This window comes from Leptotrichia sp. oral taxon 879 str. F0557, assembly GCF_000469385.1.
Lineage (GTDB): Bacteria > Fusobacteriota > Fusobacteriia > Fusobacteriales > Leptotrichiaceae > Leptotrichia > Leptotrichia mesophila.
The window spans coordinates 156,398-173,290 of sequence record NZ_KI271291.1 but is presented as its reverse complement, the minus strand read 5'-3'; the positions used below and the strand labels follow the sequence as shown (position 1 = coordinate 173,290).

General features: G+C 27.9%; 18 protein-coding genes, 1 tRNA gene and 1 other RNA gene. 1 reads left to right on the top strand and 19 read right to left on the bottom strand.

The features are described 5' to 3' along the window. Positions 1-228: 228 nt before the first annotated feature. The 14 genes from rsmG to cobM form a co-directional block, all read right to left on the bottom strand. Complete coding sequence (rsmG, locus tag HMPREF1552_RS02640) at positions 229-951, bottom strand: 16S rRNA (guanine(527)-N(7))-methyltransferase RsmG (protein WP_021743498.1); 723 nt, start codon at positions 949-951, stop codon at positions 229-231. Between the two features lie 54 nt (positions 952-1,005). After that, positions 1,006-2,928 (bottom strand): tRNA uridine-5-carboxymethylaminomethyl(34) synthesis enzyme MnmG, encoded by a 1,923-nt coding sequence (gene mnmG, locus HMPREF1552_RS02635; RefSeq protein ID WP_021743497.1) that lies wholly within the window; start codon positions 2,926-2,928, stop codon positions 1,006-1,008. A 201-nt stretch (positions 2,929-3,129) separates the two neighbouring features. Continuing rightward, positions 3,130-3,468: a transfer-messenger RNA gene (gene ssrA / locus HMPREF1552_RS11755) on the bottom strand. Positions 3,469-3,653: 185 nt separating this feature from the next. Then, positions 3,654-4,160: a small multi-drug export protein gene (locus tag HMPREF1552_RS02630; protein ID WP_039900996.1), complete on the bottom strand. Its 507-nt coding sequence runs from the start codon at positions 4,158-4,160 to the stop codon at positions 3,654-3,656. 165 nt (positions 4,161-4,325) lie between these two features. Then, entirely contained in the window at positions 4,326-5,051 is a 726-nt protein-coding gene (locus HMPREF1552_RS02625; protein ID WP_021743495.1) for a bifunctional 2-polyprenyl-6-hydroxyphenol methylase/3-demethylubiquinol 3-O-methyltransferase UbiG, read from the bottom strand. Between the two features lie 154 nt (positions 5,052-5,205). After that, positions 5,206-5,880 (bottom strand): cupin domain-containing protein, encoded by a 675-nt coding sequence (locus tag HMPREF1552_RS11750; RefSeq protein ID WP_021743494.1) that lies wholly within the window; start codon positions 5,878-5,880, stop codon positions 5,206-5,208. 239 nt (positions 5,881-6,119) lie between these two features. Beyond that, positions 6,120-7,133 (bottom strand): type I glyceraldehyde-3-phosphate dehydrogenase, encoded by a 1,014-nt coding sequence (gene gap, locus HMPREF1552_RS02615; protein ID WP_021743493.1) that lies wholly within the window; start codon positions 7,131-7,133, stop codon positions 6,120-6,122. A 214-nt stretch (positions 7,134-7,347) separates the two neighbouring features. Beyond that, positions 7,348-7,422 (bottom strand) — tRNA-Gln (locus HMPREF1552_RS02610). 244 nt (positions 7,423-7,666) lie between these two features. Continuing rightward, complete coding sequence (locus tag HMPREF1552_RS02605; RefSeq protein ID WP_051311977.1) at positions 7,667-8,383, bottom strand: hypothetical protein; 717 nt, start codon at positions 8,381-8,383, stop codon at positions 7,667-7,669. 200 nt (positions 8,384-8,583) lie between these two features. After that, the gene (locus HMPREF1552_RS02600) at positions 8,584-8,766 is read right to left on the bottom strand and encodes a hypothetical protein (protein WP_021743491.1); all 183 of its coding nucleotides are present in this window, start codon (positions 8,764-8,766) and stop codon (positions 8,584-8,586) included. A 26-nt stretch (positions 8,767-8,792) separates the two neighbouring features. Beyond that, a complete protein-coding gene (locus HMPREF1552_RS02595; protein ID WP_021743490.1) occupies positions 8,793-9,497 on the bottom strand; it encodes a hypothetical protein in 705 nt (234 codons plus the stop codon). Between the two features lie 264 nt (positions 9,498-9,761). Continuing rightward, positions 9,762-10,787, bottom strand: coding sequence for a hypothetical protein (locus tag HMPREF1552_RS02590; protein WP_021743489.1), 1,026 nt, complete (start codon positions 10,785-10,787; stop codon positions 9,762-9,764). A gap of 35 nt (positions 10,788-10,822) precedes the next feature. Beyond that, complete coding sequence (locus HMPREF1552_RS02585; protein WP_021743488.1) at positions 10,823-11,458, bottom strand: hypothetical protein; 636 nt, start codon at positions 11,456-11,458, stop codon at positions 10,823-10,825. After that, complete coding sequence (cobM, locus tag HMPREF1552_RS02580) at positions 11,458-12,219, bottom strand: precorrin-4 C(11)-methyltransferase (protein WP_021743487.1); 762 nt, start codon at positions 12,217-12,219, stop codon at positions 11,458-11,460. Before cobM ends, HMPREF1552_RS02585 begins: the two co-directional genes overlap by 1 nt. Before the next feature lie 266 nt (positions 12,220-12,485). Here cobM and HMPREF1552_RS02575 point away from each other — a divergent pair, with 266 nt between their 5' ends. Then, on the top strand, positions 12,486-12,899 hold the full coding sequence (locus tag HMPREF1552_RS02575; protein ID WP_021743486.1) for a pyridoxamine 5'-phosphate oxidase family protein: 414 nt from the start codon (positions 12,486-12,488) through the stop codon (positions 12,897-12,899). Positions 12,900-12,919: 20 nt separating this feature from the next. On the opposite strand, the gene HMPREF1552_RS02570 is transcribed toward HMPREF1552_RS02575, so the two are convergent. From HMPREF1552_RS02570 to cobI, 5 genes are all read right to left on the bottom strand, one after another. Then, the gene (locus tag HMPREF1552_RS02570; RefSeq protein ID WP_021743485.1) at positions 12,920-13,249 is read right to left on the bottom strand and encodes a helix-turn-helix domain-containing protein; all 330 of its coding nucleotides are present in this window, start codon (positions 13,247-13,249) and stop codon (positions 12,920-12,922) included. 87 nt (positions 13,250-13,336) lie between these two features. Next, entirely contained in the window at positions 13,337-13,510 is a 174-nt protein-coding gene (locus HMPREF1552_RS11980; protein WP_021743484.1) for a hypothetical protein, read from the bottom strand. Continuing rightward, on the bottom strand, positions 13,507-15,144 hold the full coding sequence (locus tag HMPREF1552_RS02565; protein WP_021743483.1) for an AAA family ATPase: 1,638 nt from the start codon (positions 15,142-15,144) through the stop codon (positions 13,507-13,509). Before HMPREF1552_RS02565 ends, HMPREF1552_RS11980 begins: the two co-directional genes overlap by 4 nt. Positions 15,145-15,250: 106 nt before the next feature. Next, on the bottom strand, positions 15,251-16,099 hold the full coding sequence (locus HMPREF1552_RS02560) for a hypothetical protein (RefSeq protein WP_021743482.1): 849 nt from the start codon (positions 16,097-16,099) through the stop codon (positions 15,251-15,253). Continuing rightward, the gene (gene cobI / locus HMPREF1552_RS02555; RefSeq protein WP_021743481.1) at positions 16,075-16,803 is read right to left on the bottom strand and encodes a precorrin-2 C(20)-methyltransferase; all 729 of its coding nucleotides are present in this window, start codon (positions 16,801-16,803) and stop codon (positions 16,075-16,077) included. The genes HMPREF1552_RS02560 and cobI overlap by 25 nt, the downstream gene beginning before the upstream one ends. Between the last annotated feature and the right edge of the window lie 90 nt (positions 16,804-16,893).

Sequence of the window (16,893 nt, the reverse complement as noted above, 5' to 3'; positions counted from 1 at the left end):
ATAAAAATTAAAGAGCAGAAAAATCTCTGCCCTTAAAAAAACTTTAACTTTATATTATTTTTACTTTCTGTTGCACTTGACTTGACAATACACCGTTTTTTATAATTTTATACTAATCCTGTAACTTTTATTCCTCTGTTAACTATTGCCTTTATAGAGTTATTTCCTAAAAGTCTGTTGCTCCATACAAATGAATGCTTTATTTTTACAACTTTTTAATTCTTTTATCTATAACGGCTTCTTGGATGGAATCCCTATTTTTCTTGGGTATTTTTTGTCTGTTTTTTGTAGTTTTAAAATTTCCAAAATTATCCTTTTATCCATACTTTCTGGAAGATTAAATTCAAAAGTTTTGTTTATTTTTGCATTTAAAATCTTTAGAGCATTTTTCGATTCCCCTATTTCGTTTAAATTCAATTTTTGTGGTAAAAATCGTCCATTTACTTTTATGAATGGAATCATATACTCCAGTATTATTCTTAAATTTGCTACTCCTCGACAAAGAGCAACATCAAAACATTCTCTTCTATCTTTTATTAATCCTTCTGCACGTTCAAAACTTGTGGTTACATTCTGTAAATTTAATTCTTTTATTACTTCATTTATGAATTCTATTTTTTTCCTTACTGAATCTACTAACAAAAACTTTTTCTCTGGGTAATAAATGGCAAGTACAAGCCCAGGAAATCCAGCACCTGTTCCCACATCTATAAAAAATTTTTCGTCATCATTTATAACTTTTGTTAAAAGCAAAGAATCTATAAAATGTTTTTCCAGCATTCCTTTTTTCTCACGAATTGCTGTTAAATTCATAATTTGATTTTTATTATATAAAAGTTCTAAAAATTTCAGAATTTGTGTAATTTTTTCGTCTAATACTTTAATTTCTGATTTTGAAAGCAAGTTTAAGAAATATTCTCTTAAATTGGCTTCTTCGTTTATATTTTCCACTTTTTCTCCTTACGTTCCATTAATATATAAAAGTTTATTTTAAAATAGCTAGATTTATTTTAAAACTCCATCTAAATACATTAGCAGCACAGAAATATCTGCTGGCGTTACTCCAGACATTCTGGATGCCTGTCCTACATTATATGGTCTATTTTCTTTCAATCTTTGTTTTGCTTCTCTTGTAATTCCCTTCATACTGTCATAGTCAAAATTTTTAGGAATTTTTTTATCATCAAGTTTTTGCTGTTTTTCCATAATTTGGATGGCTTTGGCAATGTAGCCCTCATATTTTGTCTGAACTTCAATTTGATATTCAGTTTCATCGTCAAAATTTAGATTTGGAACATTTTCAATGATTTCAGCGATATATTTTATATCTTGATATGTAACTTTTGGACGACGTAAAATTTCCTTTAAAGTCGTTCCACTTTTGAGACTTTCGTTATATTTATCAAGAATTTCCATGAGTCTTTGGTTACTGCTTCCAAGTTTTATATTCTCAAGATTTTCTATTGTTATCTTAACATTTTTTTTCTTTTCCTGTACAATATCATAATATTTTTTATCAAGAAGTCCGATTTTATAAGCCTTTTCAGAAAGTCTTATATCAGCGTTGTCTTCACGTAAAATAAGTCGAAATTCAGATCTTGCTGTAAACATTCTATATGGCTCAAACAATTCCTTATTTATTAAATCATCTATCATTGTTCCAATGTATGAACTCTCCCTATCCAAAATAAACGGCTCTTCTCCTTTAATTTTTAAAGCTGCATTGATTCCTGCGATAATTCCCTGTGCAGCTGCCTCTTCATAACCGCTTGTCCCATTTAGCTGTCCAGCTAAATAAAGTCCTTTTACTTTACGGGTTTCAAGAGTGTAGTCAAGTTCGCTAGGGTCTACAATATCATATTCCACAGCATACCCGTATCGCATTATATGAGCATTTTCAAGTCCATCAATTGTATTTACTATCTTTTGTTGCAAACTAGCGGGATAACTTGTGGAAAGTCCACTTATGTAGACTTCCGCCGTGTCAAATCCTTCTGGCTCCAAAAACAGATGATGGCTGTCTTTATCATTAAATTTTACAACTTTATCTTCAATTGACGGACAGTATCTTGGTCCTGTACTGCTTATACTTCCGTTATACATTGGTGCTTTATCCAGATTATCCATTATTATTTTATGTGTATTTTTATTAGTTCTTGTCAAATAGCATGATAATTGCGGTTTTTCCAAAACTTCATCATTTGGCGTTCTCATTGAAAATTTTAATGGAATATTTGTTATTCCCGGCTGTTCTTCCAATTTTTCCAAATTTAATGTTCTAATATCAAGTCTAGGTGGTGTTCCTGTCTTGAATCTATCCATTTTAAATCCTAAAGATTTCAGGGAATCTGTCAAATCTTCTGCCGATAACTCTCCCATTCTTCCACCTTTTACCCTTTTATCTCCAATGTATAAAAGCCCTCTTAAGAATGTTCCTGTTGCAAGTACAACTGCCTTTGCAAAAAACTCCATTCCTGTCTTAGTTCTTATCCCTTTTATAACCTTTTCAATTCTTTTAGAATTACCTTCTAAAATTTCAATTTCTTCAACAATTAATTCTGTGACAATATCTTGAACAGTATCTAAATTTTGCTGATTTTCTATTGTTTTTTTCATTTCCCTTGCGTAAATTTTTCTATCTGCCTGAGCCCTTAACGAACGAACTGCCGGTCCTTTTTTTGTATTCAGAATTCTCATTTGTACAAAGCTTTTATCCATATTTCTTCCAATTTCTCCACCTAATGCGTCAACTTCCTTAGCCAGATGGCTTTTTGCAGGCCCTCCAACTGATGGGTTACAGGACATAACACCTATATTATCTAATGTTATTGTAAAAATTGCTGTATTCAACCCTAATCTAGCTGATGCCAATGCTGCTTCAATTCCTGCGTGTCCAGCACCGACTACAATTACATCATAATTTCTCATTTTATTTATAAATTGTAATTTTTTATACTCAAAATAACACTTTGACTTAAAATTACACTCTCCTTTCAATTCCAATTCTTTTTATAAATCCATTATATATTAATATTTTGTTTTTTTCAATAAAGTATTTTCAAAAAAGAAAAAACGAGTTATGCAACTCGCTTACAGTTTATTTAATAATTCGATTTTTATTTTCTGTTTTGGTGGAAATGACGGGAATCGAACCCGTGTCCAAAATAAAAAGTTCTTACTATCTTCTACAAGTTTAGTCTATTTAACGCTTTAACCATTAGATATTAAACAGACAAAAGTCTAAAGGCGAGATTATAAATTTTCCTTAGATGACATAATCATACATCCAAGTAAGCCATTAAAAATGACATCACCTAATGGAAAAATGGCGTTCCCAAAAGAGATGAGCCGCTATCTTAGGCAGCTAATGCGTAATTATCGTTTCCGATTATTTTTAAGTTGGATTTTAAAGCTCCCGCTTACTTGCCAATAGTAATCTTTTTATCCTGTCGAAACCAAAACATTCCCTTATTTTAAAATTTACTTTTTTTAGTATAGCATATATTTAAGATTTTGAAAAGATATTATTTAAAAATTATGTTAGCCTTGTTCGGAAACTTTATATTTTTTTATTTCTAATAAGATGTCTTGCCCCCCTTAGAGCAATATTTATCTCATTGTATTTTCAAATTCAATATAGTTATCGAACAGGTCTATTTTAAAAATCCTATCACTCCGTATACTCCCAATGTTACAAGAGCTGCTGCAATTAATACTCCAAAAAGAATATATAAAAAAGATTTTTTTCTGTCAAATTGAAGTAATGCCGCAATTAATGCTCCTGTCCAAGCACCTGTTCCTGGAAATGGAATAGCTACAAAAATCATAAGTCCCAAAAATTCCTTATTTGCGATACTTTCACTTCTGCTCATCGCCCTTTTTTCAATTTTTTCGATAAAGTTTACCAATATATTCTTCTTTTTCATAAATTCAAATAATTTTACTACAAATAAAAGAATAAACGGCACAGGAAGCATATTTCCAATAATCGAAACAATCATATTCAAGTACCAAGGTAATCCAATAGCTGCTCCAATCGGTATTGCTCCACGAAGTTCAATTATAGGCAACATTGATATAAGAAATATTCCTATAATTTTATTTAGAAGCGGAGCTCCAATTAAAGTTACCTTTATAAAATTTTTAAAAGATTTCATAATTTTTACTTTTTACTTTATAATAATTAAATTCATTAATTATCATAAATTTCTCCTTTATTGATTATTTACGTTAATTCAAGAGAACGCATACTCTATTTTATTATTTAAAATTTCATCTTAATTCTTACAAAAATTTATACATTTACAACATATTTCAAACTAAACCTAATCAGTTTTTGTAATCATAAATATTAATGGCTGTGACTTTTCCAAAATAAACTCAGACTCATTAAAGCCTCCAAATACTTTTACATTGATTATACCTAACTGTTCAAAAAATTTCATAAAATCAAAATAATTAACATTTGTTAAAATTTCCTCATTTTCAAGCTTATCATCCAAAATAGTTTTAAAAATTACATTATTATCAGAATTTTTGTAATAATAACGCTCAAATTTCACATTTTCATTTTCAATTAATGGTAAATTTCCTAAAAAATTAGATTCAGATTTTTGATTTTCAAAAAATTTATAAAAATTTATTAGCTGAATAATCAGTTTCCCATTATTTTCAAGCTGTGAATAAGCCTTTTTTAAAAATAAAAAAATCTCATCTTTGCTATTTAAATGCGGTAACGTATTTCCAACATTTATTATTGTGTCGAATTTTCCCAATTCATCGACTCTCATCATATCCAAATTTTTTACATCAACATTTTTTTCTCTAGCCTGCTCAATTAATTTTTCATTTATATCAATGGAAATTACATCATATCCTTCATTTTTTAGAAATTTTGACAAATTACCTGTTGCAGCTCCTACATCAAGCACTTTTTTTCCTGTAATATATTTTTGAAAAAAATTCTTCTGAACATCTGAAAGTGAAAAGATAAAATCGTATTTTTCTGCTATTGTATCGTAAAATTTCTTCATGTTTTCTTTATTTTTCATATTTTCTCCAAATTTTAAAATTTTTTGAATTTTAACAGCAAAGTTATAATTTTAGATTATTATAACATAAATTTTATAAAATAAGAATTAAATTTGCCCAACTTTTTGGGGTCAACACATCTATCTAATTTATATAATTTTTTTGATAAAATTCTTATTCTTTAACAAGTATTAACAACATCTTGAAATTTTTTGTTTCAGCTTCTACAGCATGAGGTATGTTTGCAGGAAGAACTGCACTTTCACCTTTTTTCACAACAAATGGTTTTCCGTCAACATAATATTTTCCTTCCCCATCAAGCACAGTAACCAAAGCATCTCCAGGTGCTTTATGTGGATCAAGGCTCTCACCTTTCCAAAAAGACATAATTGTCATTACTAAGTTTGGTTTTGCTACCAAATTTTTACTTACAATTTTTCCTTCCTGATAATCAACAACTTCAGCAAGATTAAAAGCACTTGCACTTTCCAGCATTTTTAATGTCTTATTTTCCATATTTCCATCTCCTATCTTTTCTCCAATTTCAATCAACTTCAAATTATCTCTTGCTTCAATAGAGTAATTATGATTTGCTGTGATTTCAAGAAAGTCTCCATTGGAAATTACTTTCTTATTATTTTCAATAAAAATCTTTCCATTACCGTTAAAGCAGTAATAATAACGATTTCCGAGCATAGCTTCTGCAGTTATTTCCTCATCTTTTGCTAAAGAGAATAAAGAAATATAGCTATTTGGCTGATTTAAGATTCTCATACTTACAACTTCGGCTTCCTTAGATGTGATAAGTTCATTAAAATTTATCGGTTTTGCTACTTCTATTTTAACCATAAAATATCTCCTTGTTATCTATAGTAACTTTTTTGAAATAATTTTATATAGTATAACATATATTTTATAAAATATACAGTCAATTCACTTAAAATTCGCAACAAATGCACGAAATTATTATGAGTTTTATTTTATTTTAAATTTGCTACATTTTATTATACAATCCATTATAAAAAAAGAAAACCGACTATTTCTAGCCGATTTTCAAAATTAATTTTTAAGATTTCTGTTTAAATCAATTATTTAGCAATTTTGCTTGCGAAGTATCCTAAAGTTCTGATTAATTGAGCTGTATAAGACATTTCGTTGTCATACCAAGATACTGTTTTAACTAATTGAGCATCTCCGTTTTGAACAATTTTTGTTTGTGTTGCGTCAAATAATGATCCGAAGTGAATTCCAACGATGTCAGAAGATACTAATTCTTCTTCAGTATATCCGAATGATTCGTTAGCTGCTGCTTTCATAGCTGCATTTACTTCTTCTACAGTTACTTTTTTGTTTAAGATTGATACTAATTCAGTTAATGAACCAGTTGGAACAGGTACTCTTTGAGCAGCTCCATCTAATTTTCCGTTTAATTCAGGTACTACTAATCCAATTGCTTTTGCAGCTCCTGTTGAGTTAGGAACAATGTTTACAGCTGCAGCTCTTGCTCTTCTTAAGTCACCTTTTCTATGAGGTGCATCTAAAGTGTTTTGGTCTCCAGTGTAAGCGTGGATAGTTGTCATTGTACCAGTTACAACACCAAAGTTATCGTTTAATGCTTTAGCCATTGGTGCTAAACAGTTAGTTGTACAAGAAGCTCCTGAAATAACTGTTTCAGATCCATCTAAAATTTCGTGGTTTACATTGTAAACAACTGTTTTAACATCGTTTCCACCAGGTGCAGTAATAACTACTTTTTTAGCTCCTGCTTTAACGTGTAATTCTGCTTTATCTTTTGTAGCAAAGAATCCTGTAGCTTCCAATACTACGTCAACACCTAATTCTCCCCAAGGTAATTCTTCAGGGTTAGCTTTTGCGAAAGTTTTGATTTCTTTTCCGTTTACTACGAAAGCTCCTTCTTTAACTTCGATAGTTCCATTGAATCTTCCTTGAGATGAGTCATATTTGAATAAGTGTGCTAACATTTTAGCATCTGTTAAATCATTAATTGCCACCACTTCAAATTTGTCTGTTTGTTCAGCCATTAATCTTAATGCTAATCTTCCGATTCTTCCAAATCCGTTAATTGCTACTTTAATTGCCATTTTAATAATACCTCCTAAAAATTTTAATATATTAAAAAAATATATTATTCTATACAATTTGAGTATATCACATTTTTATTGAATTTTCAACAGGTAGAAATCAATAAAATTTTATATTAAGATTACCAAAAAAATTATCTAAGTTTTTTGTTTTTTGTCAAAAAAAACTACTGATAAAATCAGTAGTTATATATTACACAATTTATATTCAAAATGGCTGGGCTGAATGGATTCGAACCATTGCATGCTGGAGTCAAAGTCCAGTGCCTTACCGCTTGGCGACAGCCCAACAATATTTCCTAAGACAAGAACTATTATACAAAAAAATTTTTATTTTGTCAACACTTTATTTTCAAACTTTTATATAATTTCTAAATTTATTTTATTTTACTGCTTAAATTCTGTTAATATTCAACTCTTTAAATTTTTATTTTAAAAGTAATTTTATTATAAAAATAGACCTCTAAAATATACTAAGAGGTCTTTTTCTTAATTTTCTTTCTCAATCTTCTGTTTACAAGAATATATTCCTTCTATTTTAATTCTATCCCATCTTCTGTAACTACAGGATTTGTAACTTTCCATTTCCCATTCACCCTTTGAAGTGTTGCTGGCAAATTATCTAGAATTACATCTTCATCTGTAATATTTTTTATTTCTTCAGCAAAACGGCTTACCAGCTCTTCCAATGCAACATTGTAAAAATTTCTTTTGGTAGGCTCATTTCCTCTTCTTTTCATAATTCTTTCCAGTTCATCCACGCTTCCAAATCTTCCACGCTCTACAACTCTTCCGATGATATCGTTGTTTATTGTCAGTCCATTCGTAGCCCTTGTCAAGTTTCTTGCTTTTATGTCAAAAACTACATCTACTTTATCTTCTGAAATGTGATTTATCTGTTTTGTTTCGAATCTCAAAGTTGATTCCTTTATTGCCTCCTTTGCCAATTCACGTACATATTTTTCTGCAATTTCACGTTTTAGTGAATTGCTTACGATATAATTTCTGTTAAACAGATTATTATACGCCTGTTTTTCAAGTTTTTTTTCATTTTCTCCTATCATAGCATTTACATAGCTGTAAAAAAAATCCTGTAAATCTCTTTGAAGCGTGTATTCAATTTCCTTTTTTTCCCAGTTTGCTGCTCTTTGCTCTTCCTTTTCCCTTCTGATTGTTTCCGATATGCTACGGTTTGACGCAAGGATATTTCCTGCCGCTGCTAGCATAATTACAAATAATATTTTTTTCATATTTGTCTCCTTATTCTGTTTTTTAGTTTCCACTAAATTATACCACACTTTTTAGTTAAAAGTATTAGTATATCCTAAGTCTTCAACTTGCCACTTTCCAATTTCTTTTTTCAAAATATCACTTATAATGTAATCTTTTTCAAAAAATTGTTCAAATGCCTCTTCGCCAATATTTCTTCTTGCTTCCGTAATTCCAAAGTTTATAACATAATCTGCAAAAGGTTTTGTTTCTTTTTGAACTGCTTCCTCAATCTCTTTTTTTTTTCGCTTTCCAATATTCTGCTTGCTATTGAATTTCTTATACTTTTAGTGTTTTGCGGCTTTGGTGCTGTAAATGTATTTCCTGTTACCGTTAACATTAGCGGAAATAATAATTTCTTCATGGGTTATCCTCATTTTTATTGATTTATTAATTAAAAGCGTTCCTTAAATTCTCCAAATTTTCTATTTCCCATTTTCCATTTACTTTTATTAAATTTACAGGTACATTGCTTAAAAATACATTTTCTTCTTTAATTTCACTCAAGTTTTCATTCAAAAGATTTATTATTTCTTCCAGTGCTACGTTATAAAAATTTCGTTTTTTATCTTCATTTCCTTTATTTTTCATAACTTTTTCAAATTCATCCACAAATTTATATCCTAATCTTTTAAAGCTTCTTTCGTAAAGTATATCATCTTTTCCTCCTATATCAAGCACTTTATCCAAATTTCTTGACGTGAAGTCCAAAGTTACATTTACTTTATTCTCTGAAATATAGCTAATTTGATTAATTTTAATTTTTAAATCAAAAGACTTTAAAATAAATTTTACTATTTCATCTGAATATTTTTTCAAGATTTCTTTTTTCAAAGACTCACTTATGACAAAGCCTTTTTCAAACAGGCTGGTATCTTTTTCAATTTCCTTTTTATAATCATTAATTCCGATACTTAAAAGCTTATTGAAAATAGGAGCCATATCCCTTTGAATGACATTTTCAATCTCCTTTCTATCATTTTCTGATATTCTGCTTGTTGTTACGGCTCTGGTGCTTTTAGTCTTTTGTGACTTTGGTGCTGCAAATGTATTTCCTATTATTGCCAGCATTACTACAAGTAATAATTTTTTCATAAATTCTCCTCTTTTTATCTTTTAGTTTTTTTACAAAAGTATAACATATTTTTATGAAATATTAAAATTAAAAATTATTTCAAAAGAAAAGTTATAAAATAAAGTGTTACTATTTAGAAATAAAAAAAATTATAAAAAAATAATCTATGCGATATAATACAGGAAATTTATGATTTATAAGGAGAGATTTAATGCCTAGAAACAAATAAAAACATGATTATCAAACTATTGTCAGTTTCTTTAATCATGTTATTTTTTACTATTTTACATATTTTTCAAATCACATCTTTTCCCAAATTCATCATATTCTTCTCTTGTTACAATCTTATTATTTTTATCAAAAAAAATCCAGTTATAAAACTTTCTCCCATCTCGTATAACACCTTCTATAACTGTCTTTTTTCTCAAATTATTATCTTTTCCCTTGCTAAACCATTTATTAAAATAACGAAAAAAATTATTTTTAATTTCCACAAAATCTGTAACTTCTATTTTTGCATTTATTTTTCTCCCATTTAACCTGTAAATCGAAACATCTTTTTCAAAATCTTTTTCTTCAATTTCAATAATATTATTTTCTGCTTCCAATTTTTTCCATTTCTTAAGATTATTCCATTCTTCCAAAGTCATTTTTATCATATCAAAATCTTTAATTGGCTTAAAATCACGAAATTCTACAATTATATATTCTCTAATAAATTTCCCTATTTCTTCATTTTCTAAAAACTCGCCATTCTCAAAGACAATCCTATTCACATTATTTTCTTCAATAAATTCCATTATCTTCTCAAAACCAATTTCCCGTGTTACAACATCATCAGAAATTTCTATTTTTTCTTTCCAAATTGATTTATACAGCCCAACTTTTTTCAGTTCTATCCGAAATTCCTTCTTGTTTATTTTTTCTCCCGCTTTTATTTTCTCAAGAAGTTCAATTAATTTTTTTGAAAAATCAACCTTATTTTTATGAATTATTTCTTTCAAATATCTAATTGTGCTATTTCTCAAAATATCATAATTTCCTAAAATTTCATTTTTCAATTTTTCATCATTCGTAACTTCATTTTCGTAACATTTCCACGAATAATCCTGCCCATCAAAACAATGAAATATTTTATCTCCCTTTTCTTTCTCAAAATCATAATAAGAACAGCTATACAGCGGATCATCTTCTCTTCTCAAATCAAATGCCACATAATTTTTATCTTCTTTTGCTTCTCCAATATGCAAAAAACATTCTGCTTCAAAAAAAGAATCATTTTTCTGATTTTCAAGTTTTATAATTTTCATATTTTTTAAATCCCTAGGTAATAAATAGTATTTTATCACTTCATTTTTTTTAACATTTCTTCAAATTTTTCCGCATCCTTAAATTTCCAGTCATTCCCGATTTTATTTAATTCATTCGTTACTTTATCTGTCACATAATTCTTAGGATTTCGCATTCCTTCTCTTAACATTTCATTCATTATATCTATCCATTTTTTTACTTCTGAAAGACTAAAAAAATCTTCAGCGTCTTTTATTTCATATCCATATTTTTTAAAAAATCTTTTTTTAATTTCTTTTTCATCTAAAATTTTATCCGAATCAAGAATAACTACTTCATAAGTAACAGAAACCTTTCTATTTGATAAATATTTTACAGTTTTTATATTAAATTTTGAATTGTTAAATATTTCAGAAAAAAAACTAGAAAATTCTTTTAATAGCAATTGTATACTCTCTTTTTCTTCTTTGCTCATTTCATTATTTACTTTATTTGATACAGAAAAATAATATGAAATCATTTCTTGTAATACTTTCTTAGGATATTTACTCACTGTTTCTTCAATTTTCTTATTCTCCAAATCAATCTGCTCTTTTGACAAAGTAACATTTTTTTGCTTTATTACTTGATACTGCCCTGCAAAAATTTGCATAGAAAATATAAATAAAATTATTGTTATTAGTTTTTTCATTATTCCTTAATTCCTTTTCTAAATTCATGTGAAAATGCCTTGTCATAAAGTTTAGACTTAGAATATTCGTTCCCCATAAAGTTTCCTACAAGAATTTGTGCCGTTTTTGTGATTTTTTCCTTTTTCACAAGTTCAGCAATTGTTTCTAATGTTCCCATAACAATTTTCTGATCTTCCCAAGTTGCTCTTTGAACAATTGCAATTGGTGTTGTTTTATCGTAATGTTTTAATAATCTTTTTACAACTTCATCTATCATTTGCACAGATAGGAATATTGCCATCGAACATTTATGTGAAGCAAGGCTTTCAAGACTTTCTGCTTCAGGAACAGATGTTCTTCCTTCCAGTCTTGTACAAATTATTGTCTGACTCACATCAGGCAGGGTAAATTCTTTTTTTATTGCAGCAGCAGCAGCTACAAATGAACTCACTCCTGGAATTACTTCATATTCAATCCCATATTCATCCAGAATATCCATTTGTTCCCTTATTGCACCATAAATGCTCGGATCTCCAGTATGCACTCTTGCTACCAGCTTCCCGTTTTTCTGTGCCTTTATCGTAACTTCCATCACTTCGTCCAAGTTCATTGAAGCAGAATTATAAATTTCAGCTCCATCCTTATGGCAATCAATAACCTCTTTTGGAACCAATGACCCCGCATAAATTATTACATCTGCTTCCTTTACAATTTTTTGCCCTTTTACTGTAATCAATTCAGGATCTCCCGGTCCTGCTCCTATGAAATATACTTTTTTCATAAATTACCTCTTTCTTTTTTAATTTTTTTATTTTTATAATATTTCATTTATTTGAAAACTTACTGATATTTCTGTATTCAAATATATTTTTTTATCTTTCTTAAAAAACGCTTCCCAGATTTTCCCATTTTCAAAACAAATTATTCTTTTTAAGTTACCATCTTGTTACCTTGTAATAAAAATGTACCTTCTCCACAATTTTTCTATTTTAAGCTATAATTAATATAGTTAGCTAACTCAAAAAAATATATCTGGAGGAAATTAAAATGATTGATTATAATAAAATATTAAAAGAAAACTCTTACGGAGTTTTAGCTACACTTGACGATAATAAACCTAAAACAAGAATTTTTCAATACCTATTTTCTGAAAAAGACAAAGTATATCTTGCAACTACAAATAATAAAAACGTTTATAAACAGTTAAAAAAATGTCCTTACGTTTCTTTTCTCTCTCATTCAAAAGATTATTTATCTTTTATATCTGTAAATGGAAATATTCATTTTACTGATGATATTAATCTTAAAACAAGAGTTTTAAATGAATATCCAGCAATAAAAGAACTTTTTAAAACTCCTGACAATCCTATTTTTGAACTTTTTTATATTAATGTAGAAGAGATCAGGACTTTTGATTTAAAAACTTATACCAATGAAAATTTTAAAATAGAAAAACCATAATTAATTTGATACAATCTTAGTTATTCATATTTTGTTTTTTCTCGGTAATTTATGCCCCATTTGTCCATACTTTCCAGTATCGGCTTTAAACTGTAACCTGTCTCAGTAAGAGAATATTCAACTTTTGGAGGAACTTCAGGATAAATCTTTCTTACAAGAAGATTATCTTCCTCCATTTCTCTCAAATTATATGTCAAAACTTTATTAGAAATTCCATTTATAGATTTTCTCAATTCTCCAAACCTTTTTGTTCCATCAAGTAAATCTCTTATTATAAGTATTTTCCATTTATTAGAAATTAAAGAAAGTGTTATTTCAACAGAACACTTCGGTAATTCTTTTTTATTCATAATTATTATTCTCTATTCTTTTTAATTTTATTTTTCTCATCATATTCCCCTAAAACTTTTTCCACCTCATTTTCAAGAACTTCCTCATTAGGAATAATGTGTATTTTGAAGCAAAAATTTGATTAGAAAGTTAGTGTATATTCGGACTGAATACCATTCTCTTTCATAAAATGCCCTTCCTTTATTATCAGATATACTCAAAATCTCACAATACTCTGCTTTCTCACTATTTTCCTGCTCATCTTCTATAATAATTTTCAATTTCTAGCAACCTTCACTAATTTTCCATAAAAAGCTATACCTACAAAAATAATATCCTTTATTCCTTTTTCTTTCAAGTTTACATCATACTTTTTAGAAATTATTTGTTCTACTGCTTCTTGGCTTTCTTTATTTAAACTTTCTTCACTTTTGGCAACTTTAAATTCTAAAATATAGGCTTTATCATTTTTATTCTTTGGCTCCATTACTAAGTCGTATCTTCCTAAGCCACTTTCTTTATTTGAACTTATATGATATTGATTCTCTAAATAAAGGCTCATTCCTAAAATTAATCCGTGATAAAAATCTTCATTTTTTGTATCATGGTAACTCGCTGAAGTCAACAAAATTTCTTGAAATTTTTCTTCAAAATCTTCTATTCTATTTTCAGTCAAAGCCTCCATTAAATCTATTAGTTTACTTCCTCTTCCAAAATATCTTTCTAGAAATGTTTTTCTAAAAAGATCCTTCACTTCTTTATTTGGTAATCTTAATGTGTAAATACTTTCATGAATATCTCCAATTTTTTCTTTAACTGTTAAATAACCGCTAAATAGCAGTAATTCCCATAATTCGTCCTCGCCTAACAACCTTGATAAATCTGATGTAGAAGATATATTTTGCTTTAAACCTTTTTCATTAAATAATTTTTCTAAAGCTCTAATGGTATATTTATTTGTTGTTTTAAGTACATTATTTATTAAATCATTTCCTGAAGTGTCTACCCAGTAGGCTCTTAATTCTTTAGATTGTAAGAAATTTAATATGCTCCAAGGATTATATACTTCACTTTTACCAAATTTATAGCCATTATACCAATCTTTAACATCTTGTATTTCATATTCTAAATTATAAGCTTTTAATGCCTTCTCAACTTCTTCTTCTGTTAATCCATAACAATCAGAATAAAAATCATTTAATATAGTATAAGTGCTTATATTATTTAAATCTGAGAAGATACCAGCTTTTATAACTCTAATAATCCCTGTCATTACTCCTATTTGTAAATAGACATTGTCTTTCATCACTGTGCTGTAAAAAGTTTTAAAAAAGTTTTTAGCCTTTTCATAATATCTGTTCATATATGCCGATACTAGAGGAGCATCGTATTCGTCTATTAATACCACAACTTTTTTATTATATTTCTCATATAATATTCTTGCTAAAAATTTTAATGAAGATTTTAATCCTTCAACTTCTATTTCCCTGTTAATAATTTTTTTGAAATTCAATAAATCAAATTCATCTAATTCTTTAGCTAAATTTTTATATTCTATAAATATATTTTGTAACAACTCTTTTATTCCAACTTGCATTTCTTCCCAAGTTTCAGCTTTTAAATCCTTTAAGGATAAAAATATAACAGGATATTGCCCCTGTCTTTTAAAACTTTCTGTCTTTTCTATATACAATCCGTTAAAAAGTTTTTTATTTTCTTTACCTTCCTTAATATCAAAAAAATATTTTAACATCGACATATTCAATGTTTTCCCAAATCTTCTTGGTCTAGTAAAAAGTTTTACTTGAGAGCCATCTTTAATAATCTCATCAATAAAATTTGTCTTGTCAAAATAATAATAATCTTCCTCTATTAAATACTTAAAATCACTTATTCCTATTGGCAATCTCTTCATAACGAGTCTCCTTTCAGAGAATTTTCTTAATAAAATAATAACATTTTTTATTACTTTATACAATTTTATATTTAATCCTAAATCTTCTCTGCCATAAATAATATTATTATTTTATTTTTTTTAAAGTCCCCAAATAAAAGCCCATATTAACAATCATAGCATAAACAAAGTACCTCGACTCTAACGTCTTTATAATCCCAACTTTTTCAATACTAATCTGAGCTTCTTCTAAATACATCAATACTTTATACGGAAAAGTATAAATTATTGCGTGATAGTCTTCTTTATACCAATTAAAGCCCATAAAAATAAATATTCCCATAATTATTAGACAACCTGCTATTGTCAGTATTCTTACAACTTCAATTTCTTCTTTATCAAAATACTTTTTTATAAAAAATCCAAAACAAATATTGATAACAACAAATGGAATTAAAATACTAAATTGGCTCATATCTCCATAAATTCCAAACATACTTTTTACTATTTCGACAAAAATTCCAAAGCAAATTGCAAAACCAGGAATTAAAAAGTACATTAAAATAAACCATAATATAATTTTTGAAACTTTGGACAAATAACTTTTTACTGTTACTTTACTTTGAAGTATTGCTAAAATGAAAAGTCCGTTGTAAAAACACAGTTTTATAACCCCAATAATGTCTATTCTAAATAATAATATTATTGACAAAATTATAAAAAATATTGGCAATTTCAAAATTTTATCATTTTCATAATTTTTACTTTTCCCCATTGAATAAAATATCCATCCAAAAATTATTCCTGTTATTGCTAAAAATATTCCACCAAATAATAACCGAAATGGCAAATCAAAGCCATAATCCCAATCATATTTTCCAATCCAGAAATAATACATAAATAATAAAATTTGTAAAACTATAAATATTATTATTTTAGGTTTTAACTTTTTTACGCTTTTAAAAATCTCTTCCATTCTTCTATTCCCTGTTTTTTAAGAATTAATGTAGAAAAATAATGTACACTTTCAACATTTTCAATATCTGTAATAATTTCTTCATTTTCTTTTCCACAGTTTGAAACAATAACTATATTTTCTTTATTTCCTGTTTCAATAATCGCTTTTTTTATTCTCTCAAAATCTCGGCTAATTTTCATTAACACTAGATTTTCGTTATTTTCAATTTCTTTATGAACATCAGTTTTTCTACTAACAGACACTATTTTTAAATCTTCATCTCCAACCATAAGCGGTATATTAAGCCTCGCTGCAATGCTGTTAAACGAAGTTATCCCAGCGATAGTTTCAACTTCCACATCATCTGAAATATGTTCCAATACATAAGTATAAGTACTATAAGTCATTGGGTCTCCTATTGTTAAAAACGCTACATTTTTACCTTTTTCCAATTCAGCACTTATTACATCCGCATTATTTTTACGAAAAACTTTTCTTGCTTCCACATCCCTTATCATCGGAAACTCCAAAAATAGCTGCTCTACTTCTGGCTTTACATATTCTTTTACAATATTAAAGGCTGTGCTTCCTTCTCCGCTTTTTGCCTCAGGCAGTACTATCACATCTACTTCATGCAGTCTTTTTGCTGCTTTAACTGTTATATTTTCAGGATCTCCTACTCCTACTCCTATTCCATAGAATTTACCTAATTTACTAGCCATTTTTTCTCCTCTAATTTTTATTCATTCCAAATTTTTTAGTTTCAAAAACTTTTTTTCAATAATTTTATATTATCTCTTCCTTTTTTACAT

Bases quoted from the DNA above. Each gene is read 5' to 3' on its own strand.
- mnmG (WP_021743497.1), bottom strand. From the start codon at position 2,928: ATGAGAAATTATGATGTAATTGTAGTCGGTGCTGGACACGCAGGAATT.
- HMPREF1552_RS02625 (WP_021743495.1), bottom strand. From the start codon at position 5,051: ATGAAAAATAAAGAAAACATGAAGAAATTTTACGATACAATAGCAGAA.
- HMPREF1552_RS11750 (WP_021743494.1), bottom strand. From the start codon at position 5,880: ATGGTTAAAATAGAAGTAGCAAAACCGATAAATTTTAATGAACTTATC.
- gap (WP_021743493.1), bottom strand. From the start codon at position 7,133: ATGGCAATTAAAGTAGCAATTAACGGATTTGGAAGAATCGGAAGATTA.
- HMPREF1552_RS02605 (WP_051311977.1), bottom strand. From the start codon at position 8,383: ATGAAAAAAATATTATTTGTAATTATGCTAGCAGCGGCAGGAAATATC.
- HMPREF1552_RS02600 (WP_021743491.1), bottom strand. From the start codon at position 8,766: ATGAAGAAATTATTATTTCCGCTAATGTTAACGGTAACAGGAAATACA.
- HMPREF1552_RS02595 (WP_021743490.1), bottom strand. From the start codon at position 9,497: ATGAAAAAATTATTACTTGTAGTAATGCTGGCAATAATAGGAAATACA.
- HMPREF1552_RS02590 (WP_021743489.1), bottom strand. From the start codon at position 10,787: ATGAAAATTATAAAACTTGAAAATCAGAAAAATGATTCTTTTTTTGAA.
- HMPREF1552_RS02585 (WP_021743488.1), bottom strand. From the start codon at position 11,458: ATGAAAAAACTAATAACAATAATTTTATTTATATTTTCTATGCAAATT.
- cobM (WP_021743487.1), bottom strand. From the start codon at position 12,219: ATGAAAAAAGTATATTTCATAGGAGCAGGACCGGGAGATCCTGAATTG.
- HMPREF1552_RS02575 (WP_021743486.1), top strand. From the start codon at position 12,486: ATGATTGATTATAATAAAATATTAAAAGAAAACTCTTACGGAGTTTTA.
- HMPREF1552_RS02570 (WP_021743485.1), bottom strand. From the start codon at position 13,249: ATGAATAAAAAAGAATTACCGAAGTGTTCTGTTGAAATAACACTTTCT.
- HMPREF1552_RS02565 (WP_021743483.1), bottom strand. From the start codon at position 15,144: ATGAAGAGATTGCCAATAGGAATAAGTGATTTTAAGTATTTAATAGAG.
- HMPREF1552_RS02560 (WP_021743482.1), bottom strand. From the start codon at position 16,099: ATGGAAGAGATTTTTAAAAGCGTAAAAAAGTTAAAACCTAAAATAATA.
- cobI (WP_021743481.1), bottom strand. From the start codon at position 16,803: ATGGCTAGTAAATTAGGTAAATTCTATGGAATAGGAGTAGGAGTAGGA.